This window comes from Streptomyces sp. Ag109_O5-1, assembly GCF_003814875.1.
Taxonomy (GTDB): Bacteria; Actinomycetota; Actinomycetes; order Streptomycetales; family Streptomycetaceae; genus Streptomyces; species Streptomyces sasae.
Genome location: NZ_RKQF01000001.1, coordinates 1,877,003 through 1,898,563, shown reverse-complemented (window position 1 = coordinate 1,898,563; position 21,561 = coordinate 1,877,003). Strand labels below are relative to the sequence as shown.

At 72.4% G+C, this 21,561-nt stretch carries 15 protein-coding genes and 1 pseudogene; 11 read left to right on the top strand and 5 right to left on the bottom strand.

The window, feature by feature from the left end:
* Nucleotides 1-102 precede the first annotated feature (102 nt).
* A complete protein-coding gene (locus EDD90_RS08590) occupies nt 103-1,908 on the bottom strand; it encodes a 3-hydroxyacyl-CoA dehydrogenase family protein (RefSeq protein WP_123972511.1) in 1,806 nt (601 codons plus the stop codon).
* A gap of 379 nt (nt 1,909-2,287) precedes the next feature.
* Between EDD90_RS08590 and EDD90_RS08585 the strand changes: the two genes are divergently transcribed.
* The gene (locus tag EDD90_RS08585; RefSeq protein WP_123972510.1) at nt 2,288-2,863 is read left to right on the top strand and encodes an adenylosuccinate lyase; all 576 of its coding nucleotides are present in this window, start codon (nt 2,288-2,290) and stop codon (nt 2,861-2,863) included.
* Here EDD90_RS08585 and EDD90_RS08580 read toward each other — a convergent pair.
* From EDD90_RS08580 to EDD90_RS08565, 4 genes and pseudogenes are all read right to left on the bottom strand, one after another.
* Complete coding sequence (locus tag EDD90_RS08580; RefSeq protein WP_123972509.1) at nt 2,850-3,383, bottom strand: GNAT family N-acetyltransferase; 534 nt, start codon at nt 3,381-3,383, stop codon at nt 2,850-2,852. The genes EDD90_RS08585 and EDD90_RS08580 overlap by 14 nt on opposite strands.
* Before the next feature lie 47 nt (nt 3,384-3,430).
* Nucleotides 3,431-3,863: pseudogene (locus EDD90_RS08575) on the bottom strand (RidA family protein).
* 56 nt (nt 3,864-3,919) lie between these two features.
* Nucleotides 3,920-5,488 carry an alpha/beta hydrolase gene (locus EDD90_RS08570; RefSeq protein WP_123972508.1) on the bottom strand — a complete coding sequence of 523 codons (1,569 nt, stop codon included), beginning with the start codon at nt 5,486-5,488 and terminating at the stop codon, nt 3,920-3,922.
* Between the two features lie 151 nt (nt 5,489-5,639).
* Entirely contained in the window at nt 5,640-6,677 is a 1,038-nt protein-coding gene (locus EDD90_RS08565; RefSeq protein WP_123972507.1) for an Rv2578c family radical SAM protein, read from the bottom strand.
* Between the two features lie 204 nt (nt 6,678-6,881).
* Here EDD90_RS08565 and EDD90_RS08560 point away from each other — a divergent pair, with 204 nt between their 5' ends.
* The 10 genes from EDD90_RS08560 to EDD90_RS08515 all read left to right on the top strand — a co-directional run bounded on the left by EDD90_RS08560 (nt 6,882) and on the right by EDD90_RS08515 (nt 21,550).
* The gene (locus tag EDD90_RS08560) at nt 6,882-7,325 is read left to right on the top strand and encodes an SRPBCC family protein (RefSeq protein ID WP_123972506.1); all 444 of its coding nucleotides are present in this window, start codon (nt 6,882-6,884) and stop codon (nt 7,323-7,325) included.
* 158 nt (nt 7,326-7,483) lie between these two features.
* Complete coding sequence (locus EDD90_RS08555) at nt 7,484-9,904, top strand: MFS transporter (protein ID WP_185148989.1); 2,421 nt, start codon at nt 7,484-7,486, stop codon at nt 9,902-9,904.
* A gap of 173 nt (nt 9,905-10,077) precedes the next feature.
* The gene (locus EDD90_RS08550; protein ID WP_123972505.1) at nt 10,078-12,525 is read left to right on the top strand and encodes a SpoIIE family protein phosphatase; all 2,448 of its coding nucleotides are present in this window, start codon (nt 10,078-10,080) and stop codon (nt 12,523-12,525) included.
* Between the two features lie 136 nt (nt 12,526-12,661).
* Nucleotides 12,662-13,387: a class I SAM-dependent methyltransferase gene (locus EDD90_RS08545; RefSeq protein ID WP_123972504.1), complete on the top strand. Its 726-nt coding sequence runs from the start codon at nt 12,662-12,664 to the stop codon at nt 13,385-13,387.
* 535 nt (nt 13,388-13,922) lie between these two features.
* Complete coding sequence (locus tag EDD90_RS08540) at nt 13,923-14,756, top strand: M55 family metallopeptidase (protein ID WP_123972503.1); 834 nt, start codon at nt 13,923-13,925, stop codon at nt 14,754-14,756.
* A complete protein-coding gene (locus EDD90_RS08535) occupies nt 14,749-16,053 on the top strand; it encodes a M20/M25/M40 family metallo-hydrolase (RefSeq protein ID WP_123972502.1) in 1,305 nt (434 codons plus the stop codon). The genes EDD90_RS08540 and EDD90_RS08535 overlap by 8 nt, the downstream gene beginning before the upstream one ends.
* 32 nt (nt 16,054-16,085) lie before the next feature.
* Nucleotides 16,086-18,014 carry a prolyl oligopeptidase family serine peptidase gene (locus tag EDD90_RS08530; RefSeq protein WP_123972501.1) on the top strand — a complete coding sequence of 643 codons (1,929 nt, stop codon included), beginning with the start codon at nt 16,086-16,088 and terminating at the stop codon, nt 18,012-18,014.
* Nucleotides 18,011-18,934, top strand: coding sequence for an LD-carboxypeptidase (locus EDD90_RS08525; RefSeq protein WP_123972500.1), 924 nt, complete (start codon nt 18,011-18,013; stop codon nt 18,932-18,934). The genes EDD90_RS08530 and EDD90_RS08525 overlap by 4 nt, the downstream gene beginning before the upstream one ends.
* 58 nt (nt 18,935-18,992) lie before the next feature.
* On the top strand, nt 18,993-19,547 hold the full coding sequence (locus tag EDD90_RS08520; protein WP_123972499.1) for a GNAT family N-acetyltransferase: 555 nt from the start codon (nt 18,993-18,995) through the stop codon (nt 19,545-19,547).
* Nucleotides 19,548-19,633: 86 nt separating this feature from the next.
* Nucleotides 19,634-21,550, top strand: a complete 1,917-nt coding sequence (locus EDD90_RS08515; protein ID WP_123972498.1) for a DUF5107 domain-containing protein — start codon at nt 19,634-19,636, stop codon at nt 21,548-21,550.
* Nucleotides 21,551-21,561: the final 11 nt, after the last annotated feature.

Sequence of the window (21,561 nt, the reverse complement as noted above, 5' to 3'; positions counted from 1 at the left end):
GCGAAGGGCGGGGGACCGCCGGGCCGTGCGGGCGGGAGCTGGCTGCCGGGGTCGAGCAGGCCGCCCCAGTCGTCCTCGTCCCGGAACCAGTCGCCGACGCCGTCAGCGGCGGGCATATTCGCGGAAGCCGCGGCCGGTCTTGCGGCCGAGGCAGCCCGCGGCCACCAGGTGCTCCAGCAAGGGCGCGGGGGCGAGGCCCGGGTCGCGGAACTCGCGGTGCAGGACCTTCTCGATCGCGAGCGAGACGTCCAGGCCGACCACGTCGAGCAGCTCGAACGGGCCCATCGGGTAGCCGCCGCCGAGCTTCATCGCCGCGTCGATGTCGTCGAGGGACGCGTAGTGCTCCTCGACCATCTTGATCGCGTTGTTGAGGTAGGGGAACAGCAGGGCGTTCACGATGAATCCGGCCCGGTCACCGCAGTCGACCGCATGCTTGCGGATCTTCGTGCAGACCTCGCGGACCGTGGCGTGCACGTCCTCGGCGGTCAGCACCGTCCGCACGACCTCGACCAGCTTCATGGCCGGCGCCGGGTTGAAGAAGTGCATGCCGATCACGTCCTGCGGACGCGAGGTGGCGCGGGCGCAGGCCACGACGGGCAGTGAGGAGGTCGTGGTGGCCAGGACCGCGCCCGGCTTGCAGACCTTGTCGAACGTCGCGAACAGCTGCCGCTTGACCTCCAGGTCCTCGGCGACCGCCTCGACGGCCAGGTCGACGTCCGAGAAGGCGTCGTACGAGCCCGCCGGGGTGATCAGGTCCAGGGTCCGGGCGGCGGCCTCGGCGGTCATCCGGCCCTTGCCGACGGAGCGGTCCAGGGACTTGCCGATACGGGCCTTGGCGGCCTGGGCCTTCTCCTCGCTGCGGGCGGCGAGGACGACCTCGTACCCGGCCTTGGCGAAGACCTCGGCGATGCCGGAGGCCATGGTGCCGGAGCCGGCGACACCGACCGAGCGGACCGTACGGCCCGGGGTGAGTGCGGCGCCGTCCAGCGGGGTCTGCGCGTCGCGGACGACCGTGGCGCTGCCGGGGGCCTCGTAGGTGTAGAAGCCGCGGCCGGACTTGCGTCCGGTCAGGCCCGCCTCGCTGAGCTGCTTGAGGATGGGGGCCGGGGCGTGCAGGCGGTCGCGGGACTCGGCGTACATGGCGTCCAGGACCGTACGGGCGGTGTCGATGCCGATCAGGTCCAGCAGGGCCAGGGGGCCCATCGGGAGGCCGCAGCCGAGGCGCATGGCCGCGTCGATGTCCTCGCGGGAGGCGTACTTCGCCTCGTACATCGCGGCGGCCTGGTTGAGGTAGCCGAACAGCAGCCCGTCCGCGACGAACCCGGGGCGGTCGCCGACCGCGACCGGCTCCTTGCCCAGCTCGATGGCGAGGCCGGTGACGGCGGCGACGGCGCTCGGCGCGGTGAGGACCGAGGAGACGACCTCGACCAGCTTCATCGCGGGGGCCGGGTTGAAGAAGTGCAGTCCGAGGACGCGCTCCGGGCGGGCCGAGTCGGCGGCCAGGCGGGTCACGGAGAGCGCGTTGGTGCCGGTGGCGAGGATGGTCTCCGGGCGGACGATGCCGTCCAGCTCGCGGATGACCTGGTGCTTGATGTCGTACGACTCCGGAGTCACCTCGATGACGAGGTCGGCGTCGGCCGCGGCGGTGAGGTCGGTGCCGGTGCGGACCCGGGCGAGGACGTCGGCGCGCTCCTGCTCGGTGAGCTTGCCGCGCGCCACGGCCCGCGCCGTCGAGGCCTCCAGGTCGACGAGGGACCGGGCGGCCTGGGCCTCGCTGACGTCGATGCCGATCACCTCGCGGCCGGCCTTGGCGAGGACCTCGGTGATTCCGGTGCCCATGGTGCCGAGGCCGACGACGGCGACGGTCTTGAGCGGGGACAGGGAAGGGTCGGACAGGGGAGTGGCCATCGCGGGACTCCAGGAATGAGGGTGACGACTGGAAACGCGCCCGGGTGCGCCGAGGGGGCGCACCGGGTGCGGAGAGAGCTGCGTGAATGCGGGTGGTTCCGGGCTACTGGCGCACACGCCCGGTGCTGCCACCTCGGGCGTGCACACGCCCGGGAGCGGCGGATTCCGACCGGCCCTGTCCCGGAGCCGGGCCGTACTGCGGTACGAGGTACCGAACCGACCTGATGCTCACGGCGGCTGCGTCACCAAACCGATGTGAGCGTTACTGCGAGTGGGTGACTCGCTCGATTGAGCTTAACCGGCGGGTAACGAGCACGCCAGTCCCCCGACTTTGTGATGTACGTCCCTCTCCTCCCGCAACCCCTCTACGCTGGGCTTCGTGGACGAAGAGTTGCGATCACTCACGGAGCGTCTGCGCCAGGAGTCGCAGGGAACGGCCGGCTACGACCGGCTCCTGGCCACCGAGGACCACGACGAGTTGGCGGAGGTGCTCACCGCCGCCGGACAGCCCCTGTGGGCCAGGGAACTGGCCGCGTTCCGCCTGGGGAGGGCCGGCGACCGGCGCGCCTTCGAGACCCTGGTGCTTCTGCTCAACCACCGCGACCCACCGCGCTGCGCCTCCGCCGCGCACGCCCTGGCCCGCCTCCAGGACCCGCGGACCGCCCGCGCGGCAGCCGCCCTCGCCACCAACGAACTCCGCGTCGCCTACGCCCTCCACCCGGTCCGTCTCCTGGTCGAACTGCGCGCCCCGGAGTCCGTGCCCGCCCTCATCACCACCTTGGAACGCCGGCTGCGCCCGCACGACCCCTACCGCAAGGTCGCCCTCGCCTGCGTGGACGGCCTCGGCACCCTCGCCGACCCCCGCGCCCGCCGCGTCCTGAACGAGGCCCTGGCCCACCCGACCCTCGCCGAGGCCGCGGTGAGCGCCCTCGCCCGTATCCCTAGGCCGCGGTGACGCCGCGGCCCCTGACGTAGCGCACCTCGGGCACCGGCACCCCGTCGACCTCGTACGGTTCCTCGGCGCCGTCGGCCCGGAAGCCTGCGATCTCGTAGAACCTCCGGGCGCGCGCGTTCCCCTTCAGCACCCACAGATACACGCGCGGGTGCCCGGCACACTGGTCGAGGACCGTCTCCAGGAGCGCGCGCCCGGCTCCGCTGCCGAGATGCGCCGGATCGAGGTAGATCGCGTACAACTCGGCGTCGCCGGTGCGTACTTCGCCGTCCCGGTACGGCCCGTGCGCAGCCCACCCGACGATCTCGCCGCCCCGCTCGGCGACCAGGTCCGTCACCCCGTCCTCCCCGTCCCGGAACCGGCCCCGCCGCCGCTCGGCGTCCCGCTCGACACTGAGTCCGTCCAGGAACGGCTGCGGCATGAGCCCCCGGTAGGCGTACTGCCAGCCCCGGATGCGTATCTCGGAGACGCGGTCGCAGTCGTCGAGCGTCATGGGGCGGATGCGAAGGCGGTCGTCGTTCATGACGGCACCCTAGGGAGCGGACGGCTCCGCCCGCCCGGGATTTCGCGTCAGCCGGCCACGACCGCCAGGGCCTCGACCTCCAGCAGGAACTGCGGGCCGACCAGTGCGGCGACCTGGACGGCGGAGGACGCGGGGAGGCGGTCGTCGGGTATGTGGGTGGCGCGGGCCGCCCGGATCGCCGGCATGTACGCCATGTCCGTGACGAAGTAGGTGAGTTTGACGACGTCGTCGAAGGTGGCTCTCCCCCACTGCCTTAAGGGCGTGGGAGGTACCCCCAGCCGCCGCCAGGCAGCGGCGCAGGTTCTCAAAAACCTGGCGGGCCTGGGCGGCCGGGTCGCCGCCCCCGACGGGCCTGCCGTTCTCGTCCAGCGGGAGCTGGCCGGAGACGGCCACGAACCGGCCGGTGGCCGCCACCACGTGGGTGTACTGGGCGGCGGGGGCGACTCCGTCGGGGGCGGGGATTCGGGTCAGGTCACTCATGTGTCCATGGTGGACCACGGGTCCGACAACGCCCTCGACGGATCGTCAGGCTCCGTTCAGCCGCGGAAGCCCAGCAGGCCGTGCAGGGTCGAGCCGCGGGACGCCGCCGACGCCGCCTTCGTCTTCAGGGGCTTCGGGTCCGGCGACTTGCGGCAGGTCGCGTCGGCCGTGCCGGTGCCGTGCGGGACCTTGCCGTCGGTCAGGTAGGTGGCGAGGTACTTGTCCAGACAGGTGTTGCCGCTCAGTGTGATGCCGTGGTTGCCGCCGCCCTGCTCGACGACCAGGCCGGAGCCGGCCAGCAGGCGGTGGGTCGTGACGCCGCCCTGGTAGGGGGTGGCCGCGTCGTCCGTGGCCTGGAAGAGGAGGGCCGGCGGGAGTTCGGCGTTGGCGATGTCCGTCGGCTTCAGTGTCTTCGTCGGCCAGTAGGCGCACGCCGCGTTGTACCAGGCGTTGTTCCAGGTCATGAACGGCGCCTTCTCGTACGCCGCCCAGTTGTCCTTGCTCCACTGGTTCCAGTCCCGCGGCCAGGAGGAGTCCCGGCACTGGACGGCCGCGTAGACGCTGTAGCCGTTCTCGCCCGAGGCGTCGACCGCGGCGAAGTTCCGGTACGCCTCGACCAGCGCCGTCGTCTTCTTGCCGTTGGCGTAGGCGGAGAACGCTTCGGCCAGGTAGGGCCAGTAGCCGTTGTAGTAACCGCCGGGGATGAAGGTGTCCTCCAGTTCGGAGGCGCCGACCTTGCCGCCCGCCGGCTTCTTCGCCAGCGCGGCCCGCATGGCGTACCACTTGGCCTCGACCTGCTCCGGGTCGGTGCCGAGCTTGTACGTCGAGTCGTACTTGGCGATCCAGGCCATCAGGGCGCGTTGCCGGTCGTTGAACGCGTGGTCCTGGCTCAGGTTGTCCTCGTACCAGACGCCCGTCGGGTCCACGATCGAGTCCAGGACCAGCCGGTGGATCCGGTCGGGGTGCAGCTTCGCGTAGACCGCGCCCAGGTAGGTGCCGTACGAGTAGCCGAAGTAACTGATCCGGCGGGCCCCGAGGGCCTGGCGGATCGAGTCGAGGTCCTGTGCGGCGCTGACCGTGTCGAGATACGGCAGCAGGCTCGCGTACTTCTTGCCGCAGGCCGCCGCGAACGACTTCACGCGATCGAGGTTCGCCTGTTCGAGGGCGGCGGTGGCCGGGACCGAGTCGGGGCGCACCGGCTTGAAGAAGCCGGGCGCGCAGCCGACCGCCGGGCTGCTCCGGCCGACCCCGCGCGGGTCGAAGCCGATGATGTCGTACCGGGCCGCCACCTTCTTGGGCAGCGCGGAGGCCACGAAGCCCGCGAGGGCCAGCCCGCTGCCGCCCGGGCCGCCGGGGTTGACCAGCAGCGGCCCCTGAGAGGCCGACGCGGTGTGCGGGACGCGGGAGAGGGCGAGGGTGATCCGCTTCCCGCCCGGCTTCGGGTGGTCGAGCGGCACCCTGACCGAGCCGCACTGCAGCGTCGGGTAGTCGGTGGTACCGCACTTCTTCCAGGTCACCGAGGAGACCTGCACGGGGTATCGGGGGGTGGCGCTCGCGGGCAGGGCGGTGACCGACCCGGCCACGACAGCGGCGGCGGCGCACAGCACGGCTGCGCGTGTTCGCATGGGTCCTCCCAGGACGGAGGGATCGCGGACCGCACGTGTCACGGTCCTCGCCGCATCGTCCCGGAAACGGCGCCCGGAAGAACATGATCTGACGATTATTGACCCAATTGGTCCGAGGGTTGCGCTCGAACGCTCCCCGGCGTGAACGCGCTCAGAGCAGCGTCAGTTGGGTCGGCTCCGGCAGCTCGGGCTCGTCCGTCGCCGGTACGGGGATCCGGCGGGGCGTGCCCGCCCGGTCGGGCCCGATGCCGTACTCCTGGGCCAGCTCGTGCACCTGACGGGTGATCCGGCGCTGGTACCACTTCGGCGCGTAGGCGCCCTCCGCGTACAGCCGCTCGTAACGCCGCACCAGATGCGGGTGGTGGGCGGCGAGCCAGCTCATGAACCACTCGCGGGCGCCCGGCCGCAGATGCAGCACCAGGGGCGTCACCGAGGTGGCCCCGGCCGCCGCGATCGCCCGCACGGTGGCCCGGAGTTGGGCCGGGTGGTCGCCCAGGAAGGGGATCACCGGCGCCATCAGCACCCCGCAGCCGATACCGGCCTCGGCGAGGGCGCGTACGACGTCCAGCCGGCGTTCGGGGGCCGGGGTGCCCGGCTCCACGGTGCGCCACAGCTCGGGGTCGACGAACCCCACCGAGACCGAGACGCCGATCTCCGTGACGTCCGCCGCCCGGCGCAGCAGGTCGAGGTCGCGCAGGATCAGCGTGCCCTTCGTGAGGATCGAGAACGGGTTCGCGTGCTCGGTGAGGGCGGAGATGATTCCCGGCATCAGCCGGTAGCGGCCCTCGGCGCGCTGGTAGCAGTCGACGTTGGTGCCCATCGCGATGTGGTCGCCGAGCCAGCGCCGCGAGCCCAGCTGGCGGCGGAGCAGCTCGGGTGCGTTCATCTTGACCACGATCTGGCTGTCGAAGCCGATCCCGGTGTCCAGGTCCAGATAGCTGTGGGTCTTGCGGGCGAAGCAGTACACGCACGCGTGCGAACAACCTCGGTACGGGTTCACCGTCCATTCGAACGGCATCCGCGAGGCGCCCGGCACCCGGTTGATGATCGAACGCGCCCGCACCTCGTGGAACGTGATCCCCCGGAACTCGGGCGTGTCGAAGGTGCGGGTGGTGACCGCGTCCGCGCCGAACAGCGCGGTCCCGGCCCGGCCGTGCTCGGCCTCCTCGGTGAGGTTCTCCCAGCGCATGACGCCTCCTCGGTAGCACTGCGCCATAGAATAGAACATCTGTTCCCATGATCGTGCGAACGATCTGTGGAGACCGCGCGGACACCGGTTCCGTTCGCGTTTCCGACCGCTTCGGGCCCGCTTCGGGCACCCCGATTTGGGCGGCCGGGCGCCGGGGTGGTTGGCTTGGCACAACCCCGAGAACTCAGGTGCTGGAGGAACGCAATGGCGCAGGTCGAGGCCACTACCGAGCGGGTCGTCGCCGCGGACGCGGAAACGGTGTTCGACGCGGTCGCCGACTACAGCGGCACGCGCGCGAAGCTGCTCTCCGAGCACTTCAGCGAGTACGAGGTGCGCGAGGGCGGCGACGGCGAGGGCACCCTCGTCCACTGGAAGCTCCAGGCCACCAGCAAGCGCGTCCGCGACTGCCTCCTGGAGGTCAGCGAGCCCACCGACGGCGAACTCGTCGAGAAGGACCGCAACTCCTCCATGGTCACCACCTGGCGTGTCACCCCGGCCGGCGAGGGCAGGTCCAAGGTCGTCGTCCACACCACCTGGCAGGGCGCCGGCGGCATCGGCGGCTTCTTCGAGAAGACCTTCGCGCCCAAGGGCCTCGGCCGGATCTACGATGCGGTGCTCGCCAAGCTCGCCGCCGAGGTCGAGAAGTAACCTCCGGACGGACAGGGGGCGTTGCCCCCCGTCGGGCCCCCTCACCGGTTCGAGTGGATCTCCGTCTCCACCGGCTTTGAACCGTAACTCGTCGTGCTTGCCCGTAGTTGTCGCCTAACGGCGGTAATTGTGCGCAGGTGCGACGAGGGGAGCGGTACGTGGGCGGAACGACACTGGTGCAGTACGAGGAACCGGCCATGGCGGCTTCGGACGCCCCCGTGCCGGAACCCGCCCCGGCGTCCGGACTCGGGCCGCGCCGCACCTGGTTGGTGTTCGGCGGGCTGATGCTCGCCCTGCTCCTCGCCGCGCTGGACCAGATGATCGTCGCCACCGCGCTGCCGAAGATCGTCGGCGAACTGCACGGCCTCGACAGGATGTCCTGGGCGATCACCGCCTATCTGCTCACCGCCACCGTGGGCCTCCCCGTCTACGGCAAGCTAGGCGACCTCATCGGCCGCAAGGGCGTCTTCCAGTTCGCGATCCTCGTCTTCGCCGTCGGCTCCGCGCTCTCCGGACGGGCGCAGACGATGGACCAGTTGATCGCCTTCCGGGCCGTACAGGGCGTCGGCGCCGGCGGGTTGATGATCGGTGTGCAGGCGATCATCGCCGACATCGTGCCGCCACGGCAGCGCGGCCGGTTCATGGGCCTGATCGGCGCCGCCTTCGGCCTCGCCTCCGTCGCCGGCCCCCTGCTCGGCGGCTATTTCACCGATCACCTCTCCTGGCGCTGGTGCTTCTACGTCAACGTCCCCTTCGGCCTGGTCACGCTGGCCGTCATCACCGTCGTACTGAAGCTGCCGAAGCCCCCGGCCCGCGGCCGTTTCGACGTGCTGGGCGCGCTGTTGCTCGCCACCGTCTCCACCTGCCTCGTCCTGCTGACCAGTTGGGGCGGGACCGAGTACGCGTGGGGCTCGCACGTCATCCTCGGGCTCGGCGCGGGAGCGCTGGCCGCCACCGGGCTGTTCCTCCTCGTCGAGCGCCACGCGGTCGAACCCCTCATCCCGCTCAGGCTGTTCCGGGACCCCGTCTTCGACGTGGCCGGTCTGGTCGGACTGGTCGTCGGCGTCGCACTGTTCGGCGCCGCCAGCTATCTGCCGACCTTCCTGCAGATGGTCGACGGCGCCTCGGCGACCGGGTCCGGGCTGCTGATGCTGCCCATGATGGGCGGGATCGTCGGCGCCTCGGTCGTCGCGGGACAGCTCATCAGCCGCACCGGGCGCTACCGGATCTACCCGGTGCTCGGCGGGGGACTGTCGGTGGTCGGCATGTGGCTCCTCTCCCGGCTCGAAGCCGGCACCCCGCGCTGGCAGTACAGCATCTGGATGGCCGTCCTCGGCGCCGGGATCGGCATGGTGATGCCGGTGCTGGTCCTCGCCGTGCAGAACTCCGTACGGCCCACCGACCTCGGCACCGCCACCAGCGCCAACAACTACTTCCGGCAGATCGGCGGCAGCGTCGGCGCCGCGGTCTTCGGCACCCTGTTCGCCGACCGGCTCACCGACGCCCTGCACAGACAGCTCCCCGCCCGCACCGGCACCCGCCTGCCCGACCCCGAATCCCTCACCCCGCAGCTCGTCCACGCGCTGCCCCCGGCACTGCGCGACGCCTACATCCGCGCCTACGCCGACGCGATGCCCCGGATCTTCTTCTACCTGGTCCCGGTGCTGGTCCTCGGCCTGATCGTCGCCTGCTTCCTCAAGGAGAAACCGCTGGTGTCCCACTACACCGCCGAACCGGAGCCCGCGTCCGTGACCGCCCCGATCCCGCAGGCCCGCCCCCAGCCGTCGGCCGGCGCGCCCCCCGTCCAGCCCCGCCCCGGCGCCGGGATCCCCGTCTGCGGCACGGTCCAGCACCCCGACGGGACCGTGGTGCCCCGCGCTGCGCTCACCCTCATCGACGCCGTCGGCCGGCAGATCGGCCGGGGCGCCAGCGGCGAGGACGGACGGTACGCCCTGGCCACGCCGGGCTCAGGCGCGTACGTCCTGATCGCCGCCGCCGGCGGCCACCAGCCCCAGGCCGTCACCGTGACCGTCGGCGAGCGGCCCGTCGAGCTGGACGTCGTCCTCGGCGGCGCCGGGCGTCTCGCGGGCAGCGTCCTCACCGCCGACGGCTCGCCCGTGCGGGACGCCACCGTCACGCTCACCAACGTGCACGGCGAGGTCGTCGCCAGTGTGCGCAGCGGGCGCGAGGGCGGCTATGTCATCACCGAGCTGGTGGCCGGCGAGTACACCCTCGCCGCCAGCGCCCCCGCCTTCCGCCCGGCCGCCCTCCCGGTCACCGTCCAGGCCTCCCGGGAGACCCGGCAGGACGTCGAACTCGCGGGCGGCGCCGTGCTGAAGGGCACGGTCCGGGCCGGCGGCGGCCGGCCGGTGCAGGACGCGCGCGTCACCCTGCTCGACGCGGCCGGGAACGTCGTGGACACCGTCACCACCGGACCCGACGGAACGTTCCGGTTCGTCGACCTCTCCTCCGGCGAGTACACCGTCATCGCCTCCGGCTACCCGCCGGTCGCCACGGTCCTCCAGGTCGCGGGCGGCGGCCGCACCGAACGCGATCTCCAACTCGGGCACGAGGACTGAGCGCCGACGCGGCCGGAACGGTCCGCGCCCCGCCCAAAGGCGCGGACCTGCGCGTTGGCGCGATTCGGTGAAACCAATTCCAGGATTGCCACACATCGCAACCGGCCGCCACCGTACGGTAGTGGCGGGCGGCACAGATCTTTTGCGGAGCCGTGGGGAGAGGGGCCTGGGCCATGGAGCATGGCAGCGAGCGGGACGCACCTCCCGGCCTCGGCGCCGGCGACGGGGCGGCGGGCCGTATCCCGCTGGCCGTGGTCGTCGTCGACCGTGACGGCCAGGTCTCCCACTGGAGCTCCGGTGCCCGACGGCTCTTCGGCGCCGCCAAGGAGGAGGCGATCGGCCGCTCGGTCCTCGACCTGCTGCCCGTCTCCGGCGCCCTCCCCGAGGACGACGAGATCACCCCCTACGGGGCCTACGCGGCGTACGACGGACTCGGCCCCGACCTGGAGTCCTCCCTCGACGGACGACTGAACTTCCCCGCCGCCGGCCGCGCCCGGCTCACCGTGCCCGACCACGGCCGAGCCGATGTGCTGTGGTGGGCGTATCCGCTGGTCGGCCCGGGCAGCGAGAGGCTGCTCGTACTCGCCGCCGACGCCGAGCGGCTGCGCCAGGCCGAGCGCGACGAGGGCATCGCCTTCGAGCGCATCGCCCCCGGATTCGCCCTGCACACCGACTTCCCCGGCGCCGAGGAACTGGCCCGCAGGCTGCCCGACATCCTGCCCAGCATGAGCGTGGACGAAAGCGCCCGGATCGTCGCCCAGGTCCTCGAACTCGGCTATCCGATCCTGGAGTTCAGCCAGAACGACCGGGTCCCCGTCACCCCCGACTGGGGCGTCACCCGCCGTACCGAACGCAAGGCCCGCCGCGAACGCGCCGCCCTCGCCGCAGCCAAGGGACTGCCGCGCCCCGGGGAACTCGCCGACGACGAAGGCGAGGACCTGGAGTACACGGCCGTCCGCGAACGCCTCGAATTCCTCAACGAGGTCAGCGGGAAGATCGGCACCTCGCTCGACCTCTCCCGGACCATCATCGAGGTCAGCAGAGCCGTCGTACCCCGCTTCACCGACGTCGCCGGCACCTACCTGCGCGAACAGGTCGTCGCCGGCGAGGGGTTCCCGGACGGCGTGCCAGACACCACCACCATGTGGCACCGGGTCGCCGTCGAACACACCGACGAACCCGGCCGCTGGGACGACGTCATTCCGGTCGGCGAGGCCATGCCGTTCCCGGCCCACACCCCGTTCTTCCACTGCATGACCACCGGCGACCCGGTCCTCGTGCCGCGCATCAGCGAGGAGATGGGCCACGCCATCGCCTCCCAGTTCGAGAAGCGCGACATCCGGCCGTTGATCACCGGCCGTTCGATGCTGGTCGTCCCGCTCAAGGCACGCAACGTCGTACTCGGCTTCATGATCCTGCTGCGCCACCCCGAGCGCGAGCTGTTCAACGACATGGACCGGGTCACCGGCGCCGAACTCGCCGCCCGCGCAGGCCTCGTGCTCGACAACGCGCGCATGTACACCTACCAGGAGAGCGTCGCCGAGACCCTCCAGGACAGCATGCTGCCGCACATCCCGCCGCGCATGGCGGGCTGCGACATCGCCACCCGCTATCTGCCGGGCACGCTCCTCGGCCGGGTCGGCGGCGACTGGTTCGACTCCGTGAAACTCCCGGGCGCCCGCACCGCCCTGGTCGTCGGCGACGTCATGGGCCACGGGCTCAACTCGGCCGCGATGATGGGCCAGTTGCGCACCGCCGTCCAGACGATGGCGGCCATGGACCTGCCTCCTGCCCAACTCCTGCGCAATCTCGACGACCTGGCTCAGCGCCTCGGCGACAGCTACCTCGCCACCTGCCTCTACGCCGTCTACGACCCGATCGAGGGCGAACTGCACCTTGCCAACGCGGGGCACATCCCTCCGGTGCTGGTGCGCGCCGTCGACGGCCGCAGTGAACTCCTCGACCTGCCCACCGGTGCGCCCATAGGTGTCGGCGGCGTCGCCTTCGAGTCGCTGCGGGTGCGTGTCGAACCCGGTGACCGGCTGGTGATGTGCACCGACGGCCTGGTCGAGATGCGCGGTGTGGACATCGGCGTCGGCCTCGCCACCCTCTGCGAGTCCGCCGCCCACCCGGCCGCCTCCATGGACGACGCCTGCGACACCATCATCCGCGCCCTCAATACCCGCGGCGGCCGCAAGGACGACGTCGCCCTGCTGATGGCCCGCCTCAACGGCATCGAACCCGACGACGTCGCCGAATGGCGGCTCGCCCTCGACCCCGCCGAGGTCCGCCGCGCCCGCGCCGCCGTCCGCGAACAGCTCCACGACTGGGGTCTGGCCAAGCTCGCCGACCCCACCGAACTCATGGTCAGCGAACTCGTCACCAACGCGATCCGGCACTCCCACAGCCGTCCGGTCCAACTGCGGCTGATCCGCGGCGAGACCCTGCTGTGCGAGGTCGATGACGACGACCACACCCTGCCGACCCTGCTCAGCACGGGCCCCGGCGACGACACCGGACGCGGACTGCGGGTCGTCAGCACCCTCGCCCGGGAATGGGGCACCAGCCGTACGGCCGCCGGGAAGACGGTGTGGTTCGAGCTCACCGCACGGCGCCGCTGACCACGGGGGCGCACGTTCCGTCGAATGTGGAGTGAAGGAACGCGCCGGGCGCTTGTGGCCGTAACCGGCGCACGGTAGACCGTACTCGCCCGTCACTTACGACGGTCATCTGCGGTTTGACCCTGGGGAGTTGGCCATGAGCGTGACGAGTCGGTACCGGCATGCCTGGGAGGGCTTCTGGCGCGAGGCGCCCGACGAGCAGGGGGCGGTGTTCTGGGACGCCGAACCGGGCGTGACCGCCGCCGTCCATGTCGCCCTCTTCGAACCCCGTCTCACCGATCCCGGCCTGCCGATGGTCGACCTGGGCTGCGGCAACGGCACCCAGACCCGCTTCCTCGCCCAGCGGTTCCCGCGCGTCCTGGGCGTCGACATAGCCGAGGCCGCCGTGAAACACGCCCGGCACGCCGATCCCGCCGGACAGGCCCACTACCGGCTGCTCGACGGGGCCGAGAAGAGCGAGGTCGAGGCCCTGCACGCGGAACTCGGCGAAGCCAACGTCTATATGCGGGGCGTCCTGCACCAGTGCGAACCCGACGACCGGCAGCCGATGGCCGACGCCATCGCCACCCTCGTCGGCAGCCGCGGCCGGGCCTTCCTCGTCGAACTCTCCGAAGCGGCCGGCCCCATCCTCGGCGGCCTCGCCCAGAGCCCGTCCGGCCCGCCGGCCAAGCTCGCCCCGGTCTTCCGCCACGGCATCGCCCCCGGCGAGGTCGCCGACGACGCGATCCCCGAATACCTCCGCACCGCCGGCCTCACCGTCCTCGCCAGCGGCCAACTCCCTCTGACGACCACCGAGTTCACCCCGGACGGCGAACGGATCGTGCTGCCGTCCACCTGGCTGCTGGCGGGCCGGGAGAGCTGACCGGCCCCGAACGACACGGCGCGGGCGGCACCCGCCCGGCTCCGTGACCTGCCGAGCGGAGGGGAGGACGGCAGGCACCCGGCCACCGACAACCGCTCGAACCCACGGCGCCCCACGGCGACCGGTGGGGCTCCGCGTTCCGGTGAACCGCCCTCGTCACCGCGGCCGGTCGCCGGTCGCGCGCCGAGGACCGGCCGCTGAGCAAGGAGCGGACGATGGGTGATCCGACGGGCAGGACGGCACTGGCGACCGGTGGGTCGCGGGGCATCTGCCGGGGGCGTACACGGCGGCAGGCCTGCGCGGACTCGCCGACATCGCCCTGGCGGAGCGGGACCGGGACACCGGGCCGGGCCGGGTCACCGAGGCACGTGGCGACTGCTTCGGCGCCCGGGTCCGGTACCGGGAGGCAGGCCGGGCAGGGCCGCCGGGGCCGCGGTCGTGACGGCGGCCGTGCTCCGGGCGAACCGGTCGCGGAGCACGTGCGGGCTCTCCGCTTCGTAGGAAGTTCCCTCGTCGGCGCGTAACGTGAAGCACCATGAAGATCCTCATCAGCGCCGACATGGAAGGCGCCACCGGGGTGACCTGGCCCGGCGACGTGCTGCCCGGGACGCCGCAGTGGGAGCGGTGCCGGTCGATGTTCACCTCCGACGTCAACGCCGCCGTCCTCGGTTTCTACGACGGCGGCGCCGACGAGGTCGTCATCAACGAGGCCCACTGGAGCATGCGCAACCTGCTCCTGGAGCAGCTCGACGAACGCGCCGAGCTGCTCACCGGCCGCCACAAGTCCCTCTCCATGGTCGAGGGCGTCCAGCACGGTGACATCGACGGCATCGCCTTCGTCGGCTACCACACCGGCGCCGGCATGGAGGGCGTCCTCGCCCACACCTACCTCGCCAACTCCATCACCGGTGTCTGGCTCAACGACGTCCGTGCCAGCGAGGGCCTGCTCAACGCACACGTCGTCGCCGAGTACGGCGTCCCCGTCGTCCTCTTCACCGGCGACGACCTGGCCTGCGAGGACGCTCTCGGCTACGCGCCCGAGGCCCTCAAGGTCGCCGTCAAGGACCATGTGTCGCGGTACGCGGCCGTCTGCCGTACCCCGGCCAGGACCGCCGCCGACATCCGCTCCGCCGCCAAGGACGCCGTCCGCCTCGCGGTACGGCACACACCCGTGACCGGCGGACCCTTCACGATCGCCCTGGAGTTCGACGCCGAGCACCTCGCCCTCTCCGCCACCGTCGTCCCCGGCGTCGAACGGATCGGCGAGCGGAAGGTGGCGTACACCGAAGCGACCATGTACGACGGCATCCGCACCTTCAAGGCGGTCACCACGATCGTCTCGTCCGCGGTGGAGGAGCAGTATGGCTGACGAGCAGGCACTGGTCGAGGTCGTCCGGTTCACCTCCGAACTGATCCGGATCGACACCAGCAACCACGGCGGCGGCGACTGCCGGGAGCGGCCCGCCGCCGAGTACGCGGCCGAGCAGCTCGCCGGGGCCGGCCTGGAGCCGATCCTCCTGGAGCGGACCGAGGGGCGCACCAACGTCGTGGCCCGTATCGAGGGCACCGACCCGGCCGCCGACGCGCTGCTCGTCCACGGCCACCTCGACGTGGTGCCGGCCCAGGCCGCCGACTGGAGCGTCCCCCCGTTCTCCGGGGAGATCCGCGACGGGGTTGTGTGGGGCCGGGGCGCCGTCGACATGAAGAACATGGACGCGATGATCCTGGCCGTGGTGCGGACCTGGGCCCGCCAAGGGCTGCGCCCGCGCCGCGACATCGTCGTCGCGTTCACCGCCGACGAGGAGGACAGCGCGGTGGACGGCTCCGGGTTCCTCGCCGACCACCACCCCGAGCTGTTCGAGGGCTGCACCGAGGGCGTCGGCGAGTCGGGCGCCTTCACCTTCCACGACGGCAGCGGACGCCACATCTACCCCATCGCCGCAGGAGAGCGCGGCACCGGCTGGCTCAAGCTCACCGCGCGCGGCCGCGCCGGACACGGCTCCAAGGTGAACAACGAGAACGCGGTCACCCGCCTCGCCGCCGCCGTCACCCGCATCGGCGAGCACCGGTGGCCGCTCCGCCTCACCCCCACGGTCCGTGCCGCCCTCACCGAACTCGCCGCCCTCTACGGCATCGCCCCCGACCTGTGCGAGGTGGACCTGCTTCTGGAGAAGCTCGGCCCGGCCGCCAAGCTGGTCGAGGCCACCATCCGAAACAGCGCCAACCCGACCATGCTGAACGCCGGTTACAAGGTCAACGTCATCCCCGGCGAGGCCGTCGCGTTCGTCGACGGACGCTTTCTGTACGGCACCGAGGACGAGTTCCGCGCCACCCTCGACCACCTCACAGGACCCGACGTCGACTGGGAGTTCCACCACCGCGGGGTCGCCCTCCAGGCGCCGCTGGACTCGCCGACGTACGCCCGGATGCGCGCCGCCGTCGAGGAGTTCGCGCCCGAAGGGCATGTGGTGCCGTACTGCATGTCCGGCGGCACCGACGCCAAGCAGTTCTCCCGGCTCGGCATCACCGGCTACGGCTTCGCCCCGCTCAGGCTCCCCGAGGGCCTCGACTACCAGGCGATGTTCCACGGCGTCGACGAACGCGTCCCCGTCGAGGCACTGCACTTCGGCGTCCGGGTCCTGGACCACTTCCTGCGCACGGCATAGACGGTATGGACGGCAGAGGAGACATAGTGGGGATGAAGGCGTACGGTACCTGGCCCTCGCCCATCGACGCGGCCCTGGCCGCCGCGCACGACGGCAACCCCGAGTGGGTGGGCTTCGTCGGCGACGAGACCTGGTGGACCGAACCCCGCCCGGCGGAGGGCGGCCGCCGGACCCTGGTGCGCGGCAGCACCCGGGAGTCCGTGCTGCCCGCGCCGTGGAACGTCCGCAGCCGGGTCATCGAGTACGGCGGACAGCCGTGGGCCGGTGCCGTGCCCGCCGAGGGCGGTGAACCCCTGCTGGTCTTCGTCCACTTCGACGACCAACGGCTTTACGCCTACCGGCCCGGCGGCGAGCCGCGCCCGCTCACTCCGGCCGGACCGCGCTGGGCCGACCCCCAGTTGCTGCTCGACCGGGGCGAAGTCTGGTGCGTCCTGGAGGAGTTCACCGGGGACGGGCCCGGCGATGTGCGCCGTGTGCTCGCCGCCGTACCGCTGGACGGATCGGCGGCGACGGACCGGGCCGCCGTACGCGAACTCACCGACGACCGCCACCGGTTCGTCACCGGACCCCGGCTCTCGCACGACGGCCGGCGGGCCGCCTGGCTCGCCTGGGACCATCCGCGGATGCCGTGGGACGGCACGGAACTGCTGGTCGGTGACGTCGGTGTCGACGGTGTACTGCACGCGGTCCATACGGCCGCGGGTGGGCCGGAGGAGTCCGTCGCACAGGTCGAATGGTCGACGGACGACCGCCTGCTGTACGCGAGCGACCGCAGCGGCTGGTGGAACCTCTACCTGGACGGCGACCCCCTCTGCCCGCGGGCGGAGGAATTCGCCGGGCCGCTCTGGAAGCTCGGCCAGCGCTGGTTCGCGCCACTGGAGAACGGACTGATCGCCGTCGTCCATGGTCGGGGGGCGACCGCGCTCGGAATACTGGACACAGAATCCGGTGAGATCGCCGACGCCGCCGGACCGTGGACCGAGTTCGCCCCCGCCCTCGCCGTCCACGGCACCCGAGTCGTCGCGGTCGGCGCCGGCCCGCGCACCGCGGCCGAGGTCGTCGAACTCGACACCGCCACCGGCCGCGCCCGCGTCGTCGGCGCCCCGCACCACGACCCCGTCGACCCGGCCTATTACCCCGAGCCGCAGGTCCGCACCTTCAGCGGCCCGGGCGGCCGCGAGGTGCACGCCCACGTCTACCCGCCCCACCACCCCGGCCACACCGCACCCGACGGCGAGCTGCCGCCCTACGTCGTGTGGGCGCATGGCGGCCCCACCGGCCGGGCGCCCCTCGTCCTCGACATGGCGATCGCCTACTTCACCTCCCGGGGCATCGGGGTCGCCGAGGTCAACTACGGCGGCTCGACCGGGTACGGCCGGGAGTACCGCAACCGGCTGCGCGGGCAGTGGGGCGTGGTCGACGTCGAGGACTGCGCGGCCGTCGCGCTCGCCCTCGCCGAGGAGGGCACCGCCGACCGCGCCCGGCTGGCGATCCGGGGCGGCAGCGCCGGCGGCTGGACCGCCGCCGCCTCCCTGACCGGCACCGACGTCTACGCCTGCGGCGCCATCTCCTACCCGGTGCTGGACCTCTCCAACTGGGGCCCGGGGGCGACCCACGACTTCGAGTCGCACTACCTGGAATCCCTGATCGGGCCGCTCGCCGAGGTGCCCGACCGCTACAAGGAGCGGTCGCCGGTCGAGCACGCCGACCGGCTCACCGCGCCGTTCCTGCTGCTCCAGGGACTGGACGACGTGATCTGCCCGCCCGTGCAGTGCGAGCGCCTCCTCGCCCGGCTCGACGGACAGCGCGTCCCGCACGCCTACCTCACCTTCGAGGGCGAGGGCCATGGCTTCCGCCGTGCCGAGACCCTGGTCCGCGCGCTGGAGGCGGAGCTCGCCTTGTACGCTCAGGTGTTCGGGCTGGAGGTGCCCGGTATCCCCGAGCTGGAACTGGTGAAGTGACCGAACCGACACGGCCGGCGCGGCTCACCGCCGGAGCCCGGATCGCCGTCGTGGCGCCGAGCGGGCCGGTGGTGGAGGAGCGGCTCCAGGCGGGCCTCGACATCCTGCGCGGCTGGGACCTCGACCCGGTGGTGGCACCCCATGTGCTCGCCGAGGACGGAGAGCTGCGGTACCTTGCGGGCTCCGACGCCGACCGGGCGGCCGATCTCCAGCGGGCCTGGTGCGATCCGACCGTGTCGGCCGTGCTGTGCGCCCGCGGCGGCTACGGCGCACAGCGTGTCGTCGACCTGCTCGACTGGGAGGCGATGCGGGCGGCCGGGCCGAAGGCGTTCGTCGGCTTCAGCGACGCGACCGTGCTGCACGAGGCGTTCGCGACCCGGCTCGGGCTCGCCACCCTGTACGGGCCGGTCGCCGCGGGCGCCGACTTCGTCAAGAGCACCGAGGCGCAGGAGCACCTGCGGGCCACCCTGTTCGCTCCGGAGACGGTCCGCACGATCACGGGCCGGGGCACCGCCCTGGTAGCGGGCCGGGCCCGGGGCGTCACGGCCGGCGGCTGCCTGACGTTGCTCGCGACCGGCCTCGGCACCCCGCACACCCACCCCGGTGCCCGCGGCGCACTGCTCCTGCTCGAAGACGTGGGCGAGGCGCCGTACAGCCTCGACCGGAGCATCACCCAGCTGCTGCGGTCCGGCTGGCTTGACGGTGTCGCCGGGATCCTGCTCGGCTCCTGGGACCGGTGCGGGCCCTACGAGAGGGTGCGGGCGGTGCTCGCCGACCGGCTCGGCGGGCTCGGGGTGCCGGTGGTGGAGGAGTTCGGGTTCGGGCACTGCGAGGGAGCCCTGACCATGCCGCTGGGGGTCACCGCGGAGCTGGACGCGGACACGGGCACGCTCACCCTGCTGGAGCCCGCCCTGCGCTGAGCCCGCCCGAGGAACTGTTTCAAGCGCCGCCGCCGGCGCCCCGGCGTAGGGTGGCCGGATGCCGCACACCGCTTCCCGCTATCTCGCCGAGGGCCCCCGCGTGGGCATCCGCCATTACACCTACGAGGACGGGGCCGAGTTCATCGCCCGGGCCAGGGAGAGCAAGGACCTCCACCAGCCCTGGCTGTTCCCGCCCACCACGGACGCGGCCTACGCCGGCTACGCGGGGCGGCTGATCGAGGAACGCAGCAAGGCCGGGTTCCTGGTCTGCGAGAAGGATGCCGACGGGGCGATCGCCGGGTTCATCAACATCAACAACATCGTCGAGGGCGGCTTCCAGTGCGGTGCCCTCGGCTACGGCGTGTTCGCGCACGCGGCGGGGCGCGGGCTGATGCGGGAGGCGATGGGCCTGGTCGTCGACCACGCCTTCGGCCCGATGCGACTGCACCGGCTGGAGATCAACGCACAGCCCGGCAACGCCGCGTCCATCGCGCTCGCACGCGGCGCCGGGTTCCGCCTGGAGGGCTTCTCACCGAACATGATCTACATCGACGGGGCCTGGCGGGACCACGAGCGGTGGGCGATCACGGCGGAGATGCGCACGGGCGGCTGAGCCCGGGCGCACCGTCGGCTCAACCCCGGCCTTTGCGGAATCCTGACCCGCACATCCCCTGGCCAGCTCACCCCGCGCCGGGTTCCATGGCGGTCGTGACAAGGATCCGACGTGAGGTACTGACCCTGCCCGCGGCGGAGTTGGGCCCGGACAACCCGCTGCCCCCGCTCCGCCCCCTGGTCGAGACACACCGGGTCGACGACCGCGACCGGGAGGACCTGCCACGGGACATGGCCCGGCAGATCGGCTACGAACCCCTGAGCAGCCTCCTTCCGGTGCGGATCCGCGACGGCTACGGCAGATCCCGCGCACCCCGTACCGTCGACGCGATCGTGATCGAGAACGACCGGCTGCGCGCCACCGTCCTGCCCGGCCTCGGCGGCCGCGTCGCCTCCCTGCTCCACCTGCCCACCGGCCGCGAACTCCTCTACCGCAACCCGGTGTTCCAGCCCGCCAACCTCGCCCTCAACGGCGCCTGGTACGCCGGCGGCATCGAATGGAACATCGGCGCCACCGGCCACACCACCCTCTCCTGCGCCCCGCTCCACGCGGCCCGCGTCCACGCCCCCGACGGCGGGGAGATGCTCCGCCTCTGGGAGTGGGAGCGGCTGCGCGACCTGCCCTTCCAGGTCGACCTCTGGCTCCCGGACGGCTCCGACTTCCTCCATGTCGGCGTCCGCGTCCGCAACCCGCACGAACATGCGGTGCCGCTCTACTGGTGGTCCAGCACGGCCGTACCGGAGGACCGCCGGGTCGTCGTTCCGGCCGAGGAGGCCTGGGAGTTCGGGCCCGAGCGGCGGCTGCGGCGGGTTCCTGTTCCGGCGCACGACGACCAACGCTCTTACGCGACCGACTGGTTCTACGACATCCCGGACGGGCGGCGCCGCTGGATCGCCGCGCTGGACGCGGACGGTCACGGGCTGGCGCAGACCTCGACCGACGAACTGCGCGGCCGGAAACAGTTCGTGTGGGGCTCGGGACCCGGAGGCCGGCGCTGGCAGGAGTGGCTCGGCGCATCCGGCAGCGGAGGCTACCGCGAGATCCAGGCCGGGCTGGCCCGCACCCAGCTGGAGCACGTCCGGCTGGAGGCGGAGAGCGAGGTGTCCTGGCTGGAGGCGTACGGACCGCTCTCGGCGTCGCCGGAGAACACCGAGGGCGAGCTCGAACTCGCCTTGCCTCATGCCGAGTTCGAGGCCGCACGGGCCGCCTGGCAGCCGTACGCCGACGCCGAACCCGGCGAACTCCTCGCCACCGGATCCGGCTGGGGCTCCCTCGAAGTGCTGCGCGCCGACTGGAAGTTGCCCGGCACGTCGCTCCCCGCGACCCTGCTCGGCGAGGAGCAGGCGCCCTGGGCGGAGCTGCTGCGCACCGGCACCCTGCCCGAACCCCGCCGGGTAAGGCCGCCCGGACCGACCCTGGTCGCCCCGCACTGGCGGGACATGCTGGAGACGGCACCCGCGACCCCGCACACCGAGTACCACCTCGGCATCGCCCAGTGGCATGCCGGCGACCGCGCCCAGGCCGTCCGCAGCTGGGAGCGCGCCCTCCAACTCGCCCCGTCCCTGTGGCCGTTGCTGCGCTGTCTCGCGGTCGCCGACCAGGAGTACGGGCACCATGAGCGGGCCGCCGAACGCTACGCCGACGCCTTCGACGACCTGTGCCGGGAGCGGCGCGACGACGGGGAGGCATGGACGGCGGCCTCGGCCGCGCTCGGCCGCGAGGCCCTCGAAGCGCTGCTGCGGGTACGGCGGGTCGCGGACGCCCGCACCGTGTGGGAGGCGCTGCTGCCCGCGACCCGGCAGCGGGGCCGCTTCCGGCTCCTGGAGGCGGAGCTGCGGCTCGCGGAGGGGCGGCGGGCGGCGGCCCGGTCCGTGTTCGACGACGGGTTCGAGGTCGCCGATCTGCGGGAGGGAGCGGACGCCGTCGACCGGTTGTGGGAGCGGCTCGGCGACGAGCCGCTGCCCGGCCGGTACGACTTCCGGATGCGGCCGCCCGGCCCCTGACCGGCCAGGGG